Genomic DNA, 17,005 nt, shown 5'->3' with positions numbered 1-17,005 from the left:
TTAATTCATTTTCGGTTTTAGCAGTAGGATTTTAATGTATTAGAGAAAAATATATAGAGTATTAACGCCATAATACAATCTAATATAGATGAATTACCGGGGGTGTTATTGCACATATATTTAAGTTACCTGCAAGCCTAAAAACGAATAACCCATGAAACACTCTTTTCAAAAAAGGTTTACTTCTGCAATTGATGAGAATTTTGAGACTGTTCAACCTTTCTACGATAGCAGACTAATAGTTATGGTTGAACTAACTAATCTTAGAAATGAAATTCTAAATTGCTTATTACTTGGTTTATATCAGACTAGCATATTTTCTACAAATCATTTCTTAGAAAGATTAATAAAAGTTTCTCTAATAAAAAATCATACGCAAGGATTCAATTATTCTAATGCTGTGGCTTATAATGAAAAAATTGAAGAGAGTAAGATTTTGTTTGACTCATTAGTTTTAGCTGAATCGCTAAAGAAAGCAAAACAAGAAGGTTTAATAACAGAGTCGGAAATGACAGAATTAACGAGTTTAAGAAGAAAAATTAGAAATCCTTATACACATGCCGAGATTTCAAAAATAAATGAAGGAAGTCCGAAATCATTCAAAGGCTTTATGTTCAGTTTTGAAGATGTGAAGCATAAACTAATTAATAAAGAAAAACTCGAACTGCCTGAAATAACTGAAATAAACACTTTCTCTCCAACTTTTGCTCAATTACAACAGGAAGATAATAGTAAAATAATTGCATTTAACTATTTTAAAAAAATATATGATTTGATGCTTAAAATGGAAAATAGACTCTCCGCAAAGAAATAAAAGGCCTACACATAAATACAGGTTTAAAAAATTGCTGGCGAAGTGCTTATACTTTCTACATCACTTTGTATTAATTAATACGGGCTGACGGAGGTTTTGCAAGTAAAAACGCAAATTCTTAAACCTGCCAATCTTCAAACTGTCTAAAAACCTAAAAATTGAAATTTGATATATGAACACCTACACCTATCTTACAAAATTCTTGTATATTCAATTCTCAGCGATTAGATTTAGGTTTTTAGACAAGCATCCATGTAAAAGCAGTAAATTTAAGTTCCACAAAAACAGCAATGTGATACAGAAATATACCTGTCCATCCAACTGTCGTTATGGGTAATTGTAAAATCAACTATGTGTATTAAAATGAACTTAGGAATTCTGATTCTACTATCAATAGCCTGCTCTCAGAATAAACAAGAAGACAGTCTTAAAACTGCTCCAACCGATACTATAATTGGAAGTAAAAATATAAAAGACGAAATAGCAGGTTCTGCATACAGAAACAAAGCAATGGGCTATTTTGTAATCATTGGCAAAGACACATCTGACTTTACTTGTATTTTTACTGAATCTAAGTCAGGGAAAATCAATATTGACCTGAATATCCCATATTTAAGAAAAACCATGACTTATAGGCAACGGCTTAAAGAAATAAAGTTAATTTTACCAGAGGCTTCTAAGAGCTTCAATTTTGATTCTTTAAATTATGTAAGTTATGGGCGACTTGTTCAAAGCGGAGACCTTGCAATCGAAATCACTCAAGAATACAAGCGGAAACACGGGACATTTAAGAATCTTTTTACAAATTACAACAAATTTGAAGAGTTCCTTATAACATCAAAACTAGGAAGAGATCTAGATAATATTTTGAAACCGTACCAAATTTCTATTTCATCTGTTTCTATAGAGAAATTATTCTTCACAACAAAAAAAGACCTTTTTTGGGCAAGTAAAGTTGAAGCTGATTCGACAGAGATTCCTGAGAGAATTTTAGACTGCATAATATTAGTAAAGTTGAAAAAAGAAAATAACAACTACCCATAATAACAAATTTGTTCAAAAATGGCTAACGGTGGTTTACGTCAATTCATCAGTTATTTAATTTTGGGCTTTAAGAAATTGGGTTTGTGATGTAATAAAATCATTATTTATTTAAACTCAAATGATGCATTAATTACCTAATAATTATAAAAAGGCACAGTTTCTATGTTTAAAAGCAAACTTAAAGCAGAAATGGAATATGATAAATACCGAATAATTCAAGACCAAAATTACGAATTTACTTCTACCTAGAAATAAAAATTAAAAGGCAACTAATAAATCAAGAAAGTCAATCTCATCCGCCACTCTTCAATTCATCCAAAAACTGAACATCATTTAAATCGTAAGGAGTTTCTTGGTACACAAAATAGTTTAACCAATTATTAAAAAGTAAATTAGCATGGCTTGTCCAACAAACTAAAGGAGCATTAGCTGGTTTATCTTCTCTATAATAATTTTGCGGTATGGGAACATTTAATCCCTTATTTACATCTCTTTTGTATTCTGTATCTAAAGTAAGTGGCGAATATTCTGAATGCCCTGTTAAATAAAATTCTCTCCCTCCTCTTGATGATGCAATAGCAACTCCAGCATCTACAGACTCAGACAAAATGCTAACATCCTGCTTATTTTCAAATTCTGATTTTAAAATAGTTGTTAACCTACTGTGCGGAATAAAAAACTCATCATCAAAGCCTCTAAATAAAGGGTAACCTTTTTCTATAGCCGTATGCTTAAATACACCAAACAGTTTTTCTTGTAAAGGTGTTTTTTGTATCCCGTAAAAATGGTACAAAGCAGCTTGAGAGGCCCAACAAATATAAAGTGTGGAAGTAACGTGTTTTTTAGCCCAATCAAAAATACTGGTTACCTCTTTCCAATAACTCACTTTTTCAAAATCCAACATTTCTACAGGTGCGCCAGTAATAATCATCCCGTCGTAATAGTTTTCTTTAATATTACTAAAACCTTTATAAAACTGCTGTAAATGCTTTTCCGATGTGTTTTTTGAAGTGTGAGAATCTAATCTTAAAAATTCTACTTCTACCTGTAAGGGATTATTAGATAACAATCTTACAAAATCTGTTTCGGTAGTAATTTTGATAGGCATTAAATTAAGAATCAACACTCGCATCGGGCGAATATCCTGAATATCTGCCTTTAAGTCGCTCATAACAAATATGTTCTCCTTTTTTAAAAGCTCAATTGCTGGAAGATTATCTGGTATTTTAACTGGCATATCTAAATTCTATTATTTTCAAATGTTTTCGCAAAAATATAAAGAATAAACCGAAACACTAAACCAAAAGCAGCACTTAATTTTTTTTGCAAGAAATAAATATTGAGCGTTCAATATTTTAATCCATTTATTGCAAAACACAAAATCAATCATTCCTTAAAATGATTTGTATCATTAATTACTGGTATTAATTTGGCTATTTTTATATAATTAACTTTATAAAAAGCTTTAAATATGGAAAATTTAAACAAGAAAGATTGTATTGCATTATTAAACAATAATTACATTGGTCATTTGGCTTATATTTCTAACAATAAGCCTTATACTATACCAATCACTTACTTCTTTGATCAAAAAGAATCAATTTTAGCTTATTCATCAGAAGGGCATAAAATTGAAGCAATGAGAAAAAATGGAGCTGTTTCTTTACAAGTTGCAGAAATTAATAATGTAAAAAATTGGCATTCTGTTTTAGTACATGGGCAATTTGAAGAAATTGAAGGTACTGATGCAAAGTTTCTTTTACATGAATTTGCAGAGGGAGTGAAAAACATCATCAACAAAAAAGAGAAGATTAATCACCAATTTATTAGCGATTTTACAGGCGATGTTTATGAAAACGGCTTAACAGTGGTTTACAGAATAAAAATTTCTGAAATTGAAGGAAAGAAAATGAGTTAATTAATAATTTTGCGCTACTTAAATCGGTTTAAAACTGCTGTTAGATAGTTTGGCTCATTATTTTTTTTTTGGAAAATTTATCCGCAATTTATTGTCATTTAATTAGTTTAACTATTTCTATTTCTCTATAATCTTATATTTGTATCATATTAGATAAAAGATGAGCGAAAAGAAACCACAAAACTCTTTGATTACAATGAATGAATTGGTATTACCTAACGATACCAATACTTTAAACAATTTAATGGGCGGTCGATTATTACATTGGATGGATATAGCGGCTGCAATATCTGCACAAAAACATTGTAATAGAATTGTTGTAACTGCTTCTGTTGATAATGTATCTTTTAAACACCCAATAAAATTAGGAGATGTTGTTACCATAAAAGCGAAAGTGACAAGGGCTTTTACAACTTCTGTAGAAGTAAGGCTTGATGTTTGGGCAGAAAACATTCCATCTGGCGAGAGGGTAAAATCAAACGAAGCTTATTATACATTTGTAGCTTTAGATAACGATGGTAAAAAAGTGTCTATACACGAGCTTATACCCGAAACCGAAGAAGAAAAAGAACTTTTTGAAGGTGCATTAAGACGTAGGCAATTACGTTTGATTTTAGGGGGTAAAATGAACCCTGATGATGCTACAGAATTAAAGGCATTATTTACTGCTGCAAAACAATAATTTCTATTTCAATTACATCAATATATTTTAAAATGAAAATTGGTCAATTTATTACTAAAAGAATATTTTTTCTATTTTTAGCCATAAGCTTAAAGTCTTTTGGAGCAACGGTTGATACCGTAAATACCTTTAGTGCTTCCATGAATAAACAAATAAAAGCCGTTGTTTTAAAACCAAATAGTTACGATAATAAAAAAACCTTTCCGGTAGTTTATTTATTACATGGTTATTCTGGCAATTATGCTAATTGGGTAAATACTGTTCCAAAAATTAAAGATTTAGTAGATCAATATCAATTAATGATTGTTTGCCCAGATGGAAATTTTGGAAGCTGGTATTTTGATGCGCCAAAACTTGAAAATAGCAAATACGAAACTTATGTTTCCAAAGAATTAGTAAACTGGGTTGATAAAAACTATAAAACAATTGCCAATAAGAGTAACCGAGCAATTACTGGCTTAAGTATGGGCGGACATGGCGCTTTGTATTTAGCTTTTAAACATCAAGACATTTATAGTATTGCAGGCAGTATGAGTGGCGGTGTTGATATAAGACCTTTTCCTTTAAATTGGGATATGGCAAAATCTTTAGGAACTTATGCCGAAAACAAAGAGAATTGGGATAAAAACACAGTAATGGAGCTTACGCATTTATTAACGCCAAAATCATTATGCTTAGTTATACAATGCGGAACAGAAGATTTCTTTTATAATGTAAATGTTAAACTACACGAAAAGTTAGCATTTAATAATATCCCTCACACTTTTATCACAAATCCTGGTGCGCATAATTGGTCTTATTGGAGTGAAGCCATTGAATACCAATTGCTTTATATGCACAATAAATTTAAGAATTAAGATTTTTAGAGCGATTGGCGAATTTGTGTTATAATGGCATAGAAAGCAAAAAATTTTCTGACTGAATAGATTCAGTTAATTGCGATGAAATAACGTAAAGCAGTTCAGCCATTATAATACAAATTAGTGGTTATAAGCCTTATTATTTGCCTACATTTATATTCAGATTTGAAAGTTCTACATGCAATTTCACCTTTGCTTTCAATGCAGAAAAAACTCTCATTAGAGTATCGATTGTCACGTTACTTGCGTTATTTTCTAGTCTGGAAATTTGTGCTTTCTGAACCCCTATGAGCTTTCCAAGTTCTTCCTGTGTCAGATTCCGTTCCTGTCTTGTCTGCTTGATGGCTTTACCTATTAAATTCATTTGAAGTTCATACTCAAAAAAATCACGTTCAGGAGTTCCGATTTCCCCGATAATTCTGTCCTGCACTTCGTCTAATGTGTATTTTTCATTTCTTTCTATTTTTTAGTCTTTTTCTATTAAATACTTTTCTCTAATCTGCATGGCTTTTTGAATCTCATTATCTGGAACTTTGCTTCGTTTTTTAACAAATCCATGTGTCGATACAACAAATGTTTGACTGTCGGAAGTTTTATCCAAAAAAAGCAAGAAGTCTATATTGAAGTCCTTGATACAAAGTTCGGAATTCCCAAATTTCATTGTTTAATTTCTTAAAAAGTTCAGGGTCTAGTTCAACTTGAGATTCTGATATTATATAAGATTTTCTCAGAATGCTTTTTCTGTAAGCCTTTTAAAAATTCAAATACTTCCTCTAAAATAATAATCTCAAAAAGTTTGTCCATTCAGTCAAATATTATTTCTGATCAAATATACATAAGTTTCCTTGAAAAGAAACTTATGTTTTAAATTAATGAAGCTTTGTGGAGGATAATATGGCTTTATAACATAAATAATAAATTTCTAACATTTATTTCTTCAAAATCAGAATTTTGTATTGATATTAAAAGTTAACAACTGGCAATCGTGAAATTTGTAAAACCTCACTTGGTGAAATTTTCCAATATTCTCAAAATTCGAAATAAAAAAATAAAAATCTATCGCATAAAAATGCCCCAGTAAAACTTAATACTGGGGCATTTAATAAATTGAATATTCTTTTAGTGTAAAAACTTACGCTTAGTTGTAAACTTTCACAATAAATATAAAATCCTGCATCTTTTTAATTTGCTGACTACGGTTTAAACCTGCTAAAGAATTCTTTTTATTGATAGCAATTTTTTGTTTCAAAGAATCTTGAGGGATATTGTTGATCGCTTTTAACAAAAAGTCAGTTTTAATAGCAAATGCGGCACCGTCAGCTTGGGTTTGCTTGCCACTTACAATGCCAATAACATTGCCTTTTGCATCCATTAACGGACCACCAGAATTACCTGGATTTACTGGAATAGAAATTTGGTAAGCAATAGAATCGCCACCAAAGCCAGTTGCAGAACTTAAATAACCTTTTCCGTAAACAACATCATCTTTAGGGTAACCAATTGTATAAACATCTTCGCCTAAATCAGAACTTGTTTTCTTAAAAGTGTAAGGTAATGGAGATAAGCTTTTAAAAGCAGGGTCTGTAATTTGCAATACTGCAATATCAAAAGCTGGATCTATATAAATTGTTTCAACTTTAAAAGACTCTCCTTTACTATTTTGTACATAAACAGAATCGGCACCATTAACTACATGGTAATTTGTAACTAAATAACCATTAGAAGAGAGGGCAAAACCAGTTCCTCCAAATTGACTAATATCTTTAGGTTGGTTTGTTGTACTGTTTATATTTCTAATTAAAGCGTTTTGAGAGCGCTTTATAGTTTCCATATCTCTTTTAAGCTGACTATAATTTGAACCGTGTTCATCTTTACTAAACTGACCGGTAGAAAATAAAGTAATTAAAGTCATAAAAATAGCAACCGTTGCAGCAACAGCTAAGTTCTTTTTATATTTATTCCAAAGTATTACAACTTTAGAAGGCTTTTCTTTTAACTCTTCCACCAAAACATCCATATCCAACTCCTCGTGGATAGCCTCCATAGCAAGCTTTAAGTCTTTTTGCTCTCCAAAAGCTTTTAAAGTTTTTAAAAAATCTAAATGAGTAATCACTTTAAGATCTAAAGTTGCATCATTTTTTCTCTCTTCTTCAAAAGAAAGCACTTCTTCGGTACTCATCTCTTGATACAAGTAAGATTCAATTTTTTTAATTAGTTCTATTTCGCTTTTCATTTTCTTTATTTTTGGTTAAAGAATAGTTTCTTTAACCTTTGCAAGCATTTATATTTTTGTGTTTTAGCATTATCAGCGTTGGTATAACCAAATTTTTCGCAAATATCTTGCATGGACATACTGTGGATATAAAAATCCTCAATAATTGTTTTGCAAGGTTCGCCTAGCTGTGTTAACGCACTATTCATCAAAAGAAACTGTTGATCTTTCTCTTCATGTTGATCCAAATCTGGCTCTACAGAAAAATGATCTTCATAATCTTTTATATCTTCACTAAATCTACTTTTATGACTTAGTTTCTTTAACCAAAGTCTTCTACATACAGAGTATAAAAATGTTTTTAGTTTACTGGTTAATTCAAAATCTCCACTTTTAATTTTATCATGAAGTATAATTATACTTTCTTGGTAAATATCTTTAGCATCATGCTCACTGCCGTTATTATTAATGATTAATTGTAAAATCATTGGAAAATAAGCCTTGTAAAGATATTTAAGTGTTGAAGATGAATTATTAAGTATCCCTAAAATAATTTCATTATCTGTTAGTCTTGAACTGTTTATCTTGTTACTCACTACTTAATACTGTTTCTGCTAAATTGTAACCCTAAATCCATAAAAAAAAATAAATTTTACATTATTTATTTTTAATCCAATTTAGTTGATTTTAAAAGGTTTATCTGAAAAAATAAAAATAATTAAATTTTTCTTTAGCTTTTGGGTTACCTTTTTAATTTTCGGGTATAAAGAGTAAATTAATCACAAAATAAAAAAGAAATTAACATGAAAAACTTATTCAAATTCGGATTTTTTGCTTTAGCTATCTCTTTATCAGTTGTTGCTTGTAATTCAAACAAAGCTTCAGAAGAAAGTGCAGATTCAACTTCAATGGATTCTATTATGGTTGATACTGCTGCTGTTGATACAGTTGCTGGTGATTCTTCTATGGTTGCTGTTGATACAACTGCTGCTCAATAAGATTTAAGTCTTAAAGAATTTAAAAACCACTATCGTTGATAGTGGTTTTTTTTGTGCTGTTTTTTTTTAAATTTGTTATATATGATTTTGAATTAATTTGCGTTTTAATTTTTTATTACATTTGCTGTAATTGCAAAAATCGTACTATTCTAAAAATATCCTTAATGGCTAAAACCAAATATTATTTTAACTCCCAGACCCTTAAATACGAAAAAGTAAAATTAAGTTTAGGGATAAAGGTTTTAAAAGGTTTAGGTTTTATTTCTACAGCATTGGTGTTTTCTTTTGTAATTATAGCTTTAGCCTACACTTTTTTAGATTCGCCAAAAGAAAAACAGTTAAAAAGAGAAATAAACACTTTAAGCTTACAATACGAAATATTACAAACACGCTTAAAACAGTTTGATGTTGTTATAAATGATTTGCAACAAAGAGATGATAATATTTATAGGGTAATATTTGAAGCAGAACCAATTCCCTTAGAAGTTAGAAACGCTGGTTTTGGTGGTATAAACAGATATAAAAGCTTAGAAAATTACGATTATAGTAAATTAATGATTGAAACCACTAAGAAATTAGATGTTATATCTAAGAAATTATACATACAATCTAAATCTTACGATGAACTAACCAAAGCTGTAAACTCTAAAAGTAAAATGATGGCAAGCATACCTGCTATACAGCCAATAGATAGTAGAAAATTACGTGGCTCAATTTCTGGTTTTGGTTATAGAATGCATCCAATATATAAAATACGTAAAATGCATGAAGGTTTAGATTTTGCAGCACCCATAGGAACGCCTATTTATGCAACTGGCGATGGGCGTATTATTGCCGCCGGTGTTGAACGTGGTTATGGAAATAGAATTATGATTAGCCATGGATATGGATATACTACCAAATATGCTCACATGAGTAAATTTAAAGTAAAGAAAGGGCAAAGTGTTAAAAGAGGAGATGTTATTGGTTTTGTTGGCAATACAGGAGCATCAACTGGGCCACACTGCCACTATGAAGTCTATAAATCAGGAAAACCAGTAAACCCTATAAATTTCTTTTTTAACGATTTAACACCTTCTGAATATGTAACTATGCTTGAGGTTGCTTCAAGAGACAACCAATCTTTAGATTAATATAAATTTTTATGCCTTACAAAGAAAAAGAAATAGAAAAGCTTTATTATCCGATTGGAGAAGTTGCTGAAATGTTTGAAGTAAATACCTCGATGATTAGGTTTTACGAGAAAGAATTTGAGATTTTACAACCTAAAAAAAATGCTAAAGGAAATAGATTATTTAGACCTGAAGATATTAGTAACCTTAAAATAATTTTTAATTTAATTAAAGATAAAGGCTTTACCATACAAGGTGCTAAAGAGTTTATGAAAAAAAATAAAAATGAAGTTGTAGAACAACAAAAAGTTATAGAGTCTTTAGAAAAGCTAAAATCTTTTATGCTAGAATTGAAAGAACAATTGTAAATTACCAATTCAATTATTCTAATTTCTACCCAAAATAAAAAATGCAAGCGCAAAATCCAACCAAAGTATTATTTGTAATAAACAAAAAAGCAGGACTTCAACTAGAAACTTCTCTTGATAAAACCATTGAGGAACACGCTAAAAAAAACGCCTATCCTTTTGAAAGATACCTTGTGGAAGGAAATAGCGTTGAAAGTGATATTGAAAAAATTATAGAAAATTTTAACCCAACTATTATAGCGGCCGTTGGTGGTGATGGGACAATAAATTTGGTGGCGTCTTTAATTTATAATACAAATATTAATTTAATAGTTATTCCACTTGGCTCTGCTAATGGTATGGCTAAAGAATTGCAAATCCCTTTAGAACTTCCTGCTTGTTTTGATTTAATTGTTAAAGGGAAAATTCAGAAGATAGATTTATTAAAAGTAAACGACAAAATATCTGTGCATTTAGCAGATGTTGGCTTAAATGCTAGAGTTGTTAAAAGGTTCGAATTAGACCCAAAAAGAGGGCTTTCTGTTTACGCAAAACATCTTTTTTTTGAAGTGTTTTTTTTAAAAAACAATAGATTCAAAATTTCTTACGACAATAAATTTCTAAACATCAAAGCAGTATCCTTAACTTTTGCCAATGCAACAAAGTATGGTACAAGCGCAGTAATTAACCCAGATGGGATATTAAATGATGGTTTTTTTGAAATTTGTATAGTAAAGCCGTTTCCTAAATACAAAATATTTAAAATTGCTTATCAAATGTTTAGAAATACTTTAAAATACTCTGAATATTATAAAGTTATAAGTTGTAAGGAGGCGCAGGTTATGTGTACTAAAAGAACTTTACTGCAAAATGATGGTGAACTCATGAATAAGGTTAACACCATCAATTTAAAGAGCTTACCAAATGCTTTAAACGTTATCATCTCTCCTAACTTATTGCACCCAACCATCATAAACTAATTCACCGTCTTTGTTTTTATCATCAACAATTAAAACTTCTACTTTCATTTTTAAATCTTTGTAAAGTTTTAGTTTAAAAAAACCTTTAGCAGATATTCCAAATCTAGAGTACTTACTATCCATAACGTAAGTTGCCTTAGATGCAGCTCCACTAACTATGTAATTATTCTGATATTTTTCTATAAATTGTAAATTATGTTCATGTCCGGCAGCGTAAATTAAACCTGGATATTTCTTAAAAATCACTTTTAAACGCTTTCTTAAAATTTTAAACCTTGGATGCGATAAGTCTTCTCTTGCACCGAAATACTTTCGGTAAATAGGTAAAAGTGAACCCACTAATGGCAGTGGTAAGTAGGCGTTTTTTTTATAAAGTGTAAATGGAAACAAGTGATGCTTTATTTTATATTTACCCCCATGTAAAGAATTACTATAAATGGGATAATGGCCTATTACCAAAATCCTTTTATCCTTATTTTTTTCTAACAAACTTTCTAACTGAACAAAAAAATCTTCCTCAGTTTCTTGTCCACAGCTAAATTCACGACCAATAGGCCTTACTCCTTTTTGCACCCACCATTGTGTGTTAATGGCTATGATTACTAAAGAATCGTTTATTTCAATTTCTTTTGGTCCTGGGCAACCATTTTCTGGAAAGTAAACTGTTTGAGGCTTAAACAAATTGTTTAAATAATCTTCTTGCCTTAAAACATAACTTAAACCGTCACTTTTTCCTTTGTTCCAATCATGGTTGCCAGAAATAAATATCACTTTACCTTTATAATTTTCAACAGCTTTGTAATGAGCATTTAAAACTGCTTCCGCATCATTTCTTAAAGGATGTTTTTCATCAGGTAAACCGTAAGGATAAACGTTGTCGCCTAAAAATATAACTGCCGATTGATCATTTTGAGGTAGATGATTTTTTAGCAATTCTAAAATCTCATCAGGTTGGTTTCTTTTGATATTGCCCGAATCTCCAATTAACAATACTTCATATATAGGCTGTTGTGTTTCCATTAATTTAACTTACAAAAAAAACAGCAAATTATATAATTATACTAATAAATTAATATTGAATGCTTAATTTCATGGCAAAACTACTGTGTATGAAGAAACTCTACATTTTTATCTTCTTTGGATTACTAAATTTTGGATTAAAAGCCCAAGAAAATTACGGCCCAAAAATCACCGCTTTGGGTAATGCAGGTGTTGCAATTCAAGATGTTTGGTCGGCAAAAAAGAACCAAGCTGGTTTAGCAGGCATTACTAAGCCAACAATTTCTGCTGGTTATGAAAATAGGTTTGGCGTTAAAGAATTAAGCACACAAGCCGCTGTATTTGCGCTACCCGTAAAAAGTTATACCATTGGTGCTGCCTTTCAAAGTTACGGAGTTGATAGTTACAATGAGGTAAAAACTGGTTTAAGCTTAGCAAAATCTTTTGGACCAGATTTATTATTGGCTGTTGGTTTAAACTATCATCAAATAAACATTACAAATTATGGGAATGCTAATAGTTTTTCTGTTGATATTGGCGTACAGTATAGAGTTTTACCCAAATTATGGCTTGCATCCCATATTTCTAACCCAAATCAAAGTAAATATGGTGATAACACAGATCAAAAAATACCCGCACATATACAGTTTGGAGGAAATTATATTTTTTCTGATCAGTTATCTATCACATCAGAAATTGAAAAAGTTTTAGGTAATGATGCTGATTTTAAAACAGGTGTTGAATACAAAGTGGTTAAATTTGTAGCGCTAAGAGGCGGAGTGTCAGTTAATCCGTTTAAACAATTTGTTGGTTTTGGTGTAAATTACCAAAAAGTAGTTATTGATTTTGCCGTAGCATCTCATCCAGTTTTAGGTTATTCACCTCAAATTTCTTTGGGTTATGAGTTTTAAAATTAAACTGCTGTTTTTTGTGGTTTTATTGGGTTTTGTACAAATTTCTTTTGCCCAACAAACTAATGATCCTATTATAGAGTATATTATTGAATCTGTGGTTGCTAACCAAACGGAAGACTTTGATTACACAGAGTTGGTTGAAAGACTTAACTTTTATAAAAAAAATAACATTAATTTAAATAAAACCAACAAAGAACAATTACAAGAATTGGTTTTCTTAAACCCGCTTCAAATCAATAATTTATTAGAACATATAGCTGTAAATGGCAAATTAATTGACATTTTAGAATTACAAAGTATTGATGGGTATGATTTAGAAACCATAAAAAACTTGCTCTATTTTTCAAGTATTAATGCGCCTACTGGTTTTGAGAATTTTACTTTTAATAAATTATTTAAAGATGGTAAGCATGACTTGTTAATTAGATTTAGTAGGTTTTTACAAACACAAAAAGGATTTAACATTCCAGCATCTTCTACAAGTTCGAGATATTTAGGAACACCTGAAAGAGTTTTTACCAGGTATCGATTCTCATTTAGTAATAATATTCAGTTTTCTTTAAATTTAGAAAAAGATGCTGGAGAAAAATATTGGAATAATACCAACGGACAATCTGGACCCGATTTTTCTTCAGCAAGTTTATACATCAAAGACATTAAAAAAATAAAAAAATTAGTAATTGGTGATTATGCCTTACAATTTGGACAGGGTTTAACTTTATGGAGCGGATTAAGTTTTGGAAAAGGTGCTGATATTTTTACAGTTGCAAAGCAAGATTTAGGATTAAGACCCTATACTTCTGTAAATGAGTTTTCTTTTTTTAGAGGGATCGCCACCCAGGTAAATTTTGGCAAATTTGATTTTACTCCGTTTGTGTCTTTAAATAAATTAGATGCTGGTATTGCTTTAAATCCGTTAACTAATTTAGAAGACATTTCTTCTTTACAACAAAGTGGTTTGCACAGAACTGCAAATGAACTTAATAACAGAAGAAGAATTGACCAGTTGTTATTTGGAGGCAATTTGCAATATAACCACAGAAAATTATCTTTAGGTTTAACAGCATACCACTCTAACTACAGCCAAAGTTTTGCAGCTGGTAACGCTTTGTATAATAAATTTGAATTTAGTGGCAATAAATTAAACAATTTAGGTTTTAATTACAGCTATACGCTAAATAATACCTACTTTTTTGGAGAAGTTGCCCATAGTTTAAATTCCGGTTTTGCTTACCTTAATGGACTAATTAGTAGTTTATCTCCCGCTGTTTCGGCAGTTGTTTTTCACAGAAATTATCAAAAAGATTATTATTCTTTTTACAACCAAGGTATTGGTGAAGGTTCTATAGCTGTAAATGAAAAAGGATTTTATGCTGGTTTACAAATAAAAACAAGCAGAAAGTTTCAATTAGATTTTTATACAGATTTATTTAAATTTCCTTGGCTTAAATTTGGAGTTGATGCTCCCTCAAGCGGATATGATATTTTTAGTCAGTTAAATTACACACCCAATAGAGTAACACGTTTTACATTAAGGTATCAGTTTCAAAACAAGCAACAAAACTCGCCAAATCAAATGGCAACAAACGTTTTAGATTTTGTAAAAAAATCTAATTACAGAGCTGAGGTTCAATATCAAATTAATAAAAGTTTTTCTTTAAGAAACAGGGTAGAAATGGTACAGTATCATGAAGAAAATTTTTCCAATAGATTTGGTTTTTTAGCTTATCAGGACATTAATTACAGTCCTTTAAGTTCAAAATGGTCTGGTAATATGCGTTTTGCATTGTTTGATACAGATGGTTTTGACACCAGAATCTACGCTTACGAAAACGATGTTTTATATGGTTTTTCTATTCCCGGTTTTCAAAACCAAGGTGTAAGGTATTATACAAATGTACGGTACAATGTTAAACGAGGTGTTGATTTATGGATAAAATACAGCTATACGCAATTTAACGGTGTAACAACTATTGGTTCGGGTTTAGACGAGATACAGGGCAATCACCGTTCTGAAGCTAAAGTTCAATTACGTTTTCAATTCTAAAATATATGATTGCATATTTTAAAACCGAAGTTCCTTTTTTGCGTCTGGTTTTAATTTTTATTGTAGGTGTAGCTTTATCCATCACTCAAAATTTAGCTCCAAATTTATGGTACAATTACATTTGGTTTGGTTGTATAATTTCGCTTTTGATTACTGCATTAACCTATAAATACTTTAAACTTTATTTAAAAAGACATTACACAGGTTTACTTGTTTACATCACCATGTTTATATCAGGTATTGTGCTATGTAACCAACATAAAGAAATTTACAAACCAAATCACTTTTCAAAACTGCAAGCACAACAATTAATTGGTGTAGTTAATGAAGCGCCAAAAATAAAAGGAGACGTTGCAAGGTTTACTTTAAATATTAAAAATAACGTTCATAATTATAAAATTACACCATCTACAGGTAAGCTTTTAATTGCATTAAGGTTTGATACCACTAAAACTTTAAATTTAAGTTATGGAGACTTAATTATATTAAAATCTAAATATCAAATAACAGAACCTGCTTATAATCCATCAGAATTTAATTATAGAAGGTATTTATCTTTCCAAAACATTTACCACCAAACATTTATAAATCAAAGACAAATTTCTAAAATAGGAATTAACGAAGGGAACCCAATTATTGCATTTGCTCTAGATTTTAGGGAAAAACAAGTTTTAAAATTTAATCAATTTTTAGAAAATGCCAACGCTAAAGCTGTTGCTTCTACTTTAATTTTAGGTTATAGAGCGCAATTAGATAAAGAGTTATTAACTACTTACTCTAACACAGGTACAATGCATGTGCTCTCAGTTTCGGGTATGCATGTAGCTATAGTTGTGATGTTGTTAAGCTATTTATTGGGGTTTTTAGATAAACAACAAAAAACTAAAATTTTAAAAACTATAATTATTATTTTCTTAGTTTGGTTTTATGCGCTAATAACTGGCTTAGCTCCTTCTGTTTGCAGAGCAGCATTAATGATTACTTTTGTGTTAGTTGCAAAAGCAAGATCATCATCAGTAAATATATTTAACGTACTGGCTATTTCTGCTTTTATTTTACTGCTTTACAACCCGTATAACTTGGTTAATGTTGGTTTCCAACTTTCATACGTAGCCGTTGGAGGATTAATTTATTTATATCCCAAAGTGCATTCCATCTACCAAACTCAAAATAAAATTATAGGTTTTATATGGTCAACAATGGCGGTTTCTATTGCTGCACAAATTGCTACCGCACCAATAAGTTTATTTTACTTTCATCAGTTTCCGGTATATTTTATTTTAAGTAATGTATTTATCGTAATCCCAGCAGTTCTAATTATGTATGTGGGTATCGCTTTTTTATTGAGTTGGTTTTACCTGCCAGCAATTAAATTCTTAGGCTTCATTTTAAATAAACTTATCATTTTTACTAATGATGGGCTTCATTTTATAGAAAATATTCCTCACGCAAATATTACCCAAGTTTGGTTAAATAGTTTCGAAATTATTTTGTTTTATTTGCTTCTAGCGAGTATCACATTTACAGTTGCAAATATTAAATACTTAAAATATTGTTACGCTTTTATTACACTTATTGTTTTTAGTTTAACAGTAAAACAGTTTAAGCACATGAACCAAAAAAACGCCACCTTTTTTAGCCTAAGAAAAAATACTGCTATAGCATTAATTGAGGGAAGAAACGCTGTTTTAATTACAGATTTAGACAAAGAAGAATTTACTTATACATTTTCTGTTAAACCGTATTTAGATAGTTGTAATGTAAACAATATTGAATTTATTAACCCTCATTTAAGTAGCGATGAAAAAATAATCAACTTTAATAATAAAAGCTTAAAAATTATTAATCATCAAACTAATTTCTATTCAAAATCTAAACAAGATTGGTTATTATTGAGTAGCAATAAAGTGATTAATTTGGACAAAGTTTTAACAAAAAATAAATTTGAAACCTTACTTATAGACGGTAGAAACAGAGACTTTGTAATTAAAGCCCTTAAATTACAAGCCCAAAATTTAAAAATAAAAACACATACTTTAAAGCGAGAATTTGCATTAGAGTATAAATTATAAATTTGA

Annotated in this window: 19 protein-coding genes; 12 read left to right on the top strand and 7 right to left on the bottom strand. The window is 30.0% G+C overall.

The genetic code is table 11. The features are described from left to right. Positions 1 to 154 precede the first annotated feature (154 nt). Entirely contained in the window at positions 155 to 814 is a 660-nt protein-coding gene (locus ACFSSE_RS16360; protein WP_379046193.1) for a hypothetical protein, read from the top strand. A 363-nt stretch (positions 815 to 1,177) separates the two neighbouring features. Beyond that, a complete protein-coding gene (locus ACFSSE_RS16355) occupies positions 1,178 to 1,858 on the top strand; it encodes a hypothetical protein (protein ID WP_379046190.1) in 681 nt (226 codons plus the stop codon). A gap of 292 nt (positions 1,859 to 2,150) precedes the next feature. Here the strand turns inward: ACFSSE_RS16355 and metA are convergent, their stop codons facing one another. Next, positions 2,151 to 3,095 (bottom strand): homoserine O-acetyltransferase MetA, encoded by a 945-nt coding sequence (gene metA / locus ACFSSE_RS16350; protein WP_379046187.1) that lies wholly within the window; start codon positions 3,093 to 3,095, stop codon positions 2,151 to 2,153. Between the two features lie 234 nt (positions 3,096 to 3,329). Between metA and ACFSSE_RS16345 the strand changes: the two genes are divergently transcribed. From ACFSSE_RS16345 to ACFSSE_RS16335, 3 genes are all read left to right on the top strand, one after another. Further along, a complete protein-coding gene (locus tag ACFSSE_RS16345) occupies positions 3,330 to 3,776 on the top strand; it encodes a pyridoxamine 5'-phosphate oxidase family protein (protein ID WP_379046184.1) in 447 nt (148 codons plus the stop codon). Positions 3,777 to 3,936: 160 nt separating this feature from the next. Further along, positions 3,937 to 4,458, top strand: coding sequence for an acyl-CoA thioesterase (locus tag ACFSSE_RS16340; protein ID WP_379046181.1), 522 nt, complete (start codon positions 3,937 to 3,939; stop codon positions 4,456 to 4,458). Positions 4,459 to 4,490: 32 nt separating this feature from the next. Beyond that, on the top strand, positions 4,491 to 5,315 hold the full coding sequence (locus ACFSSE_RS16335) for an alpha/beta hydrolase (RefSeq protein ID WP_379046178.1): 825 nt from the start codon (positions 4,491 to 4,493) through the stop codon (positions 5,313 to 5,315). Positions 5,316 to 5,457: 142 nt separating this feature from the next. Here ACFSSE_RS16335 and ACFSSE_RS16330 read toward each other — a convergent pair whose 3' ends face one another. From ACFSSE_RS16330 to ACFSSE_RS16310, 5 genes are all read right to left on the bottom strand, one after another. Then, entirely contained in the window at positions 5,458 to 5,748 is a 291-nt protein-coding gene (locus tag ACFSSE_RS16330; RefSeq protein WP_379046174.1) for a helix-turn-helix domain-containing protein, read from the bottom strand. 36 nt (positions 5,749 to 5,784) lie between these two features. After that, positions 5,785 to 5,979 carry a hypothetical protein gene (locus ACFSSE_RS16325; RefSeq protein WP_379046171.1) on the bottom strand — a complete coding sequence of 65 codons (195 nt, stop codon included), beginning with the start codon at positions 5,977 to 5,979 and terminating at the stop codon, positions 5,785 to 5,787. Continuing rightward, the gene (locus ACFSSE_RS16320) at positions 5,912 to 6,052 is read right to left on the bottom strand and encodes a hypothetical protein (protein ID WP_379046413.1); all 141 of its coding nucleotides are present in this window, start codon (positions 6,050 to 6,052) and stop codon (positions 5,912 to 5,914) included. The genes ACFSSE_RS16325 and ACFSSE_RS16320 overlap by 68 nt, the downstream gene beginning before the upstream one ends. Before the next feature lie 404 nt (positions 6,053 to 6,456). Next, complete coding sequence (locus tag ACFSSE_RS16315) at positions 6,457 to 7,551, bottom strand: S1C family serine protease (RefSeq protein WP_379046168.1); 1,095 nt, start codon at positions 7,549 to 7,551, stop codon at positions 6,457 to 6,459. Positions 7,552 to 7,556: 5 nt separating this feature from the next. After that, positions 7,557 to 8,126 (bottom strand): RNA polymerase sigma factor, encoded by a 570-nt coding sequence (locus tag ACFSSE_RS16310; protein ID WP_379046165.1) that lies wholly within the window; start codon positions 8,124 to 8,126, stop codon positions 7,557 to 7,559. Between the two features lie 207 nt (positions 8,127 to 8,333). Here ACFSSE_RS16310 and ACFSSE_RS16305 point away from each other — a divergent pair, with 207 nt between their 5' ends. From ACFSSE_RS16305 to ACFSSE_RS16290, 4 genes are all read left to right on the top strand, one after another. Further along, positions 8,334 to 8,528, top strand: coding sequence for a PG1828 family lipoprotein (locus tag ACFSSE_RS16305; protein ID WP_379046162.1), 195 nt, complete (start codon positions 8,334 to 8,336; stop codon positions 8,526 to 8,528). A 164-nt stretch (positions 8,529 to 8,692) separates the two neighbouring features. Then, positions 8,693 to 9,661, top strand: a complete 969-nt coding sequence (locus tag ACFSSE_RS16300; RefSeq protein WP_379046159.1) for a M23 family metallopeptidase — start codon at positions 8,693 to 8,695, stop codon at positions 9,659 to 9,661. 11 nt (positions 9,662 to 9,672) lie between these two features. Continuing rightward, positions 9,673 to 10,008: a MerR family transcriptional regulator gene (locus tag ACFSSE_RS16295; protein ID WP_379046156.1), complete on the top strand. Its 336-nt coding sequence runs from the start codon at positions 9,673 to 9,675 to the stop codon at positions 10,006 to 10,008. A 41-nt stretch (positions 10,009 to 10,049) separates the two neighbouring features. Continuing rightward, on the top strand, positions 10,050 to 10,967 hold the full coding sequence (locus ACFSSE_RS16290; RefSeq protein WP_379046153.1) for a diacylglycerol/lipid kinase family protein: 918 nt from the start codon (positions 10,050 to 10,052) through the stop codon (positions 10,965 to 10,967). Here ACFSSE_RS16290 and ACFSSE_RS16285 read toward each other — a convergent pair. Next, positions 10,941 to 11,987, bottom strand: a complete 1,047-nt coding sequence (locus tag ACFSSE_RS16285; RefSeq protein WP_379046150.1) for a metallophosphoesterase — start codon at positions 11,985 to 11,987, stop codon at positions 10,941 to 10,943. The two genes, ACFSSE_RS16290 and ACFSSE_RS16285, sit on opposite strands and share 27 nt — an antisense overlap. An 89-nt stretch (positions 11,988 to 12,076) precedes the next feature. Here ACFSSE_RS16285 and ACFSSE_RS16280 point away from each other — a divergent pair, with 89 nt between their 5' ends. The 3 genes from ACFSSE_RS16280 to ACFSSE_RS16270 are packed head-to-tail and all read left to right on the top strand — an operon-like array spanning position 12,077 to position 16,999. Further along, positions 12,077 to 12,877 carry a hypothetical protein gene (locus ACFSSE_RS16280; protein WP_379046148.1) on the top strand — a complete coding sequence of 267 codons (801 nt, stop codon included), beginning with the start codon at positions 12,077 to 12,079 and terminating at the stop codon, positions 12,875 to 12,877. Then, complete coding sequence (locus ACFSSE_RS16275) at positions 12,867 to 14,927, top strand: hypothetical protein (RefSeq protein WP_379046145.1); 2,061 nt, start codon at positions 12,867 to 12,869, stop codon at positions 14,925 to 14,927. The genes ACFSSE_RS16280 and ACFSSE_RS16275 overlap by 11 nt, the downstream gene beginning before the upstream one ends. A 5-nt stretch (positions 14,928 to 14,932) precedes the next feature. Further along, complete coding sequence (locus ACFSSE_RS16270; protein WP_379046142.1) at positions 14,933 to 16,999, top strand: ComEC/Rec2 family competence protein; 2,067 nt, start codon at positions 14,933 to 14,935, stop codon at positions 16,997 to 16,999. Positions 17,000 to 17,005 lie beyond the last annotated feature (6 nt).

This window comes from Pedobacter alpinus, from assembly GCF_042684645.1.
Classification (GTDB): domain Bacteria; phylum Bacteroidota; class Bacteroidia; order Sphingobacteriales; family Sphingobacteriaceae; genus Pseudopedobacter; species Pseudopedobacter alpinus.
The sequence above is the reverse complement of the archived record's forward strand: the minus strand, read 5'-3'. Positions and strand labels throughout refer to the sequence as shown.

Bases quoted from the DNA above. Each gene is read 5' to 3' on its own strand.
- ACFSSE_RS16355 (WP_379046190.1), top strand. From the start codon at position 1,178: ATGAACTTAGGAATTCTGATTCTACTATCAATAGCCTGCTCTCAGAAT.
- ACFSSE_RS16360 (WP_379046193.1), top strand. From the start codon at position 155: ATGAAACACTCTTTTCAAAAAAGGTTTACTTCTGCAATTGATGAGAAT.
- ACFSSE_RS16300 (WP_379046159.1), top strand. From the start codon at position 8,693: ATGGCTAAAACCAAATATTATTTTAACTCCCAGACCCTTAAATACGAA.
- ACFSSE_RS16315 (WP_379046168.1), bottom strand. From the start codon at position 7,551: ATGAAAAGCGAAATAGAACTAATTAAAAAAATTGAATCTTACTTGTAT.
- ACFSSE_RS16290 (WP_379046153.1), top strand. From the start codon at position 10,050: ATGCAAGCGCAAAATCCAACCAAAGTATTATTTGTAATAAACAAAAAA.
- ACFSSE_RS16345 (WP_379046184.1), top strand. From the start codon at position 3,330: ATGGAAAATTTAAACAAGAAAGATTGTATTGCATTATTAAACAATAAT.
- metA (WP_379046187.1), bottom strand. From the start codon at position 3,095: ATGCCAGTTAAAATACCAGATAATCTTCCAGCAATTGAGCTTTTAAAA.
- ACFSSE_RS16280 (WP_379046148.1), top strand. From the start codon at position 12,077: ATGAAGAAACTCTACATTTTTATCTTCTTTGGATTACTAAATTTTGGA.
- ACFSSE_RS16275 (WP_379046145.1), top strand. From the start codon at position 12,867: ATGAGTTTTAAAATTAAACTGCTGTTTTTTGTGGTTTTATTGGGTTTT.
- ACFSSE_RS16335 (WP_379046178.1), top strand. From the start codon at position 4,491: ATGAAAATTGGTCAATTTATTACTAAAAGAATATTTTTTCTATTTTTA.
- ACFSSE_RS16270 (WP_379046142.1), top strand. From the start codon at position 14,933: ATGATTGCATATTTTAAAACCGAAGTTCCTTTTTTGCGTCTGGTTTTA.
- ACFSSE_RS16325 (WP_379046171.1), bottom strand. From the start codon at position 5,979: ATGAAATTTGGGAATTCCGAACTTTGTATCAAGGACTTCAATATAGAC.
- ACFSSE_RS16295 (WP_379046156.1), top strand. From the start codon at position 9,673: ATGCCTTACAAAGAAAAAGAAATAGAAAAGCTTTATTATCCGATTGGA.
- ACFSSE_RS16305 (WP_379046162.1), top strand. From the start codon at position 8,334: ATGAAAAACTTATTCAAATTCGGATTTTTTGCTTTAGCTATCTCTTTA.
- ACFSSE_RS16340 (WP_379046181.1), top strand. From the start codon at position 3,937: ATGAGCGAAAAGAAACCACAAAACTCTTTGATTACAATGAATGAATTG.
- ACFSSE_RS16285 (WP_379046150.1), bottom strand. From the start codon at position 11,987: ATGGAAACACAACAGCCTATATATGAAGTATTGTTAATTGGAGATTCG.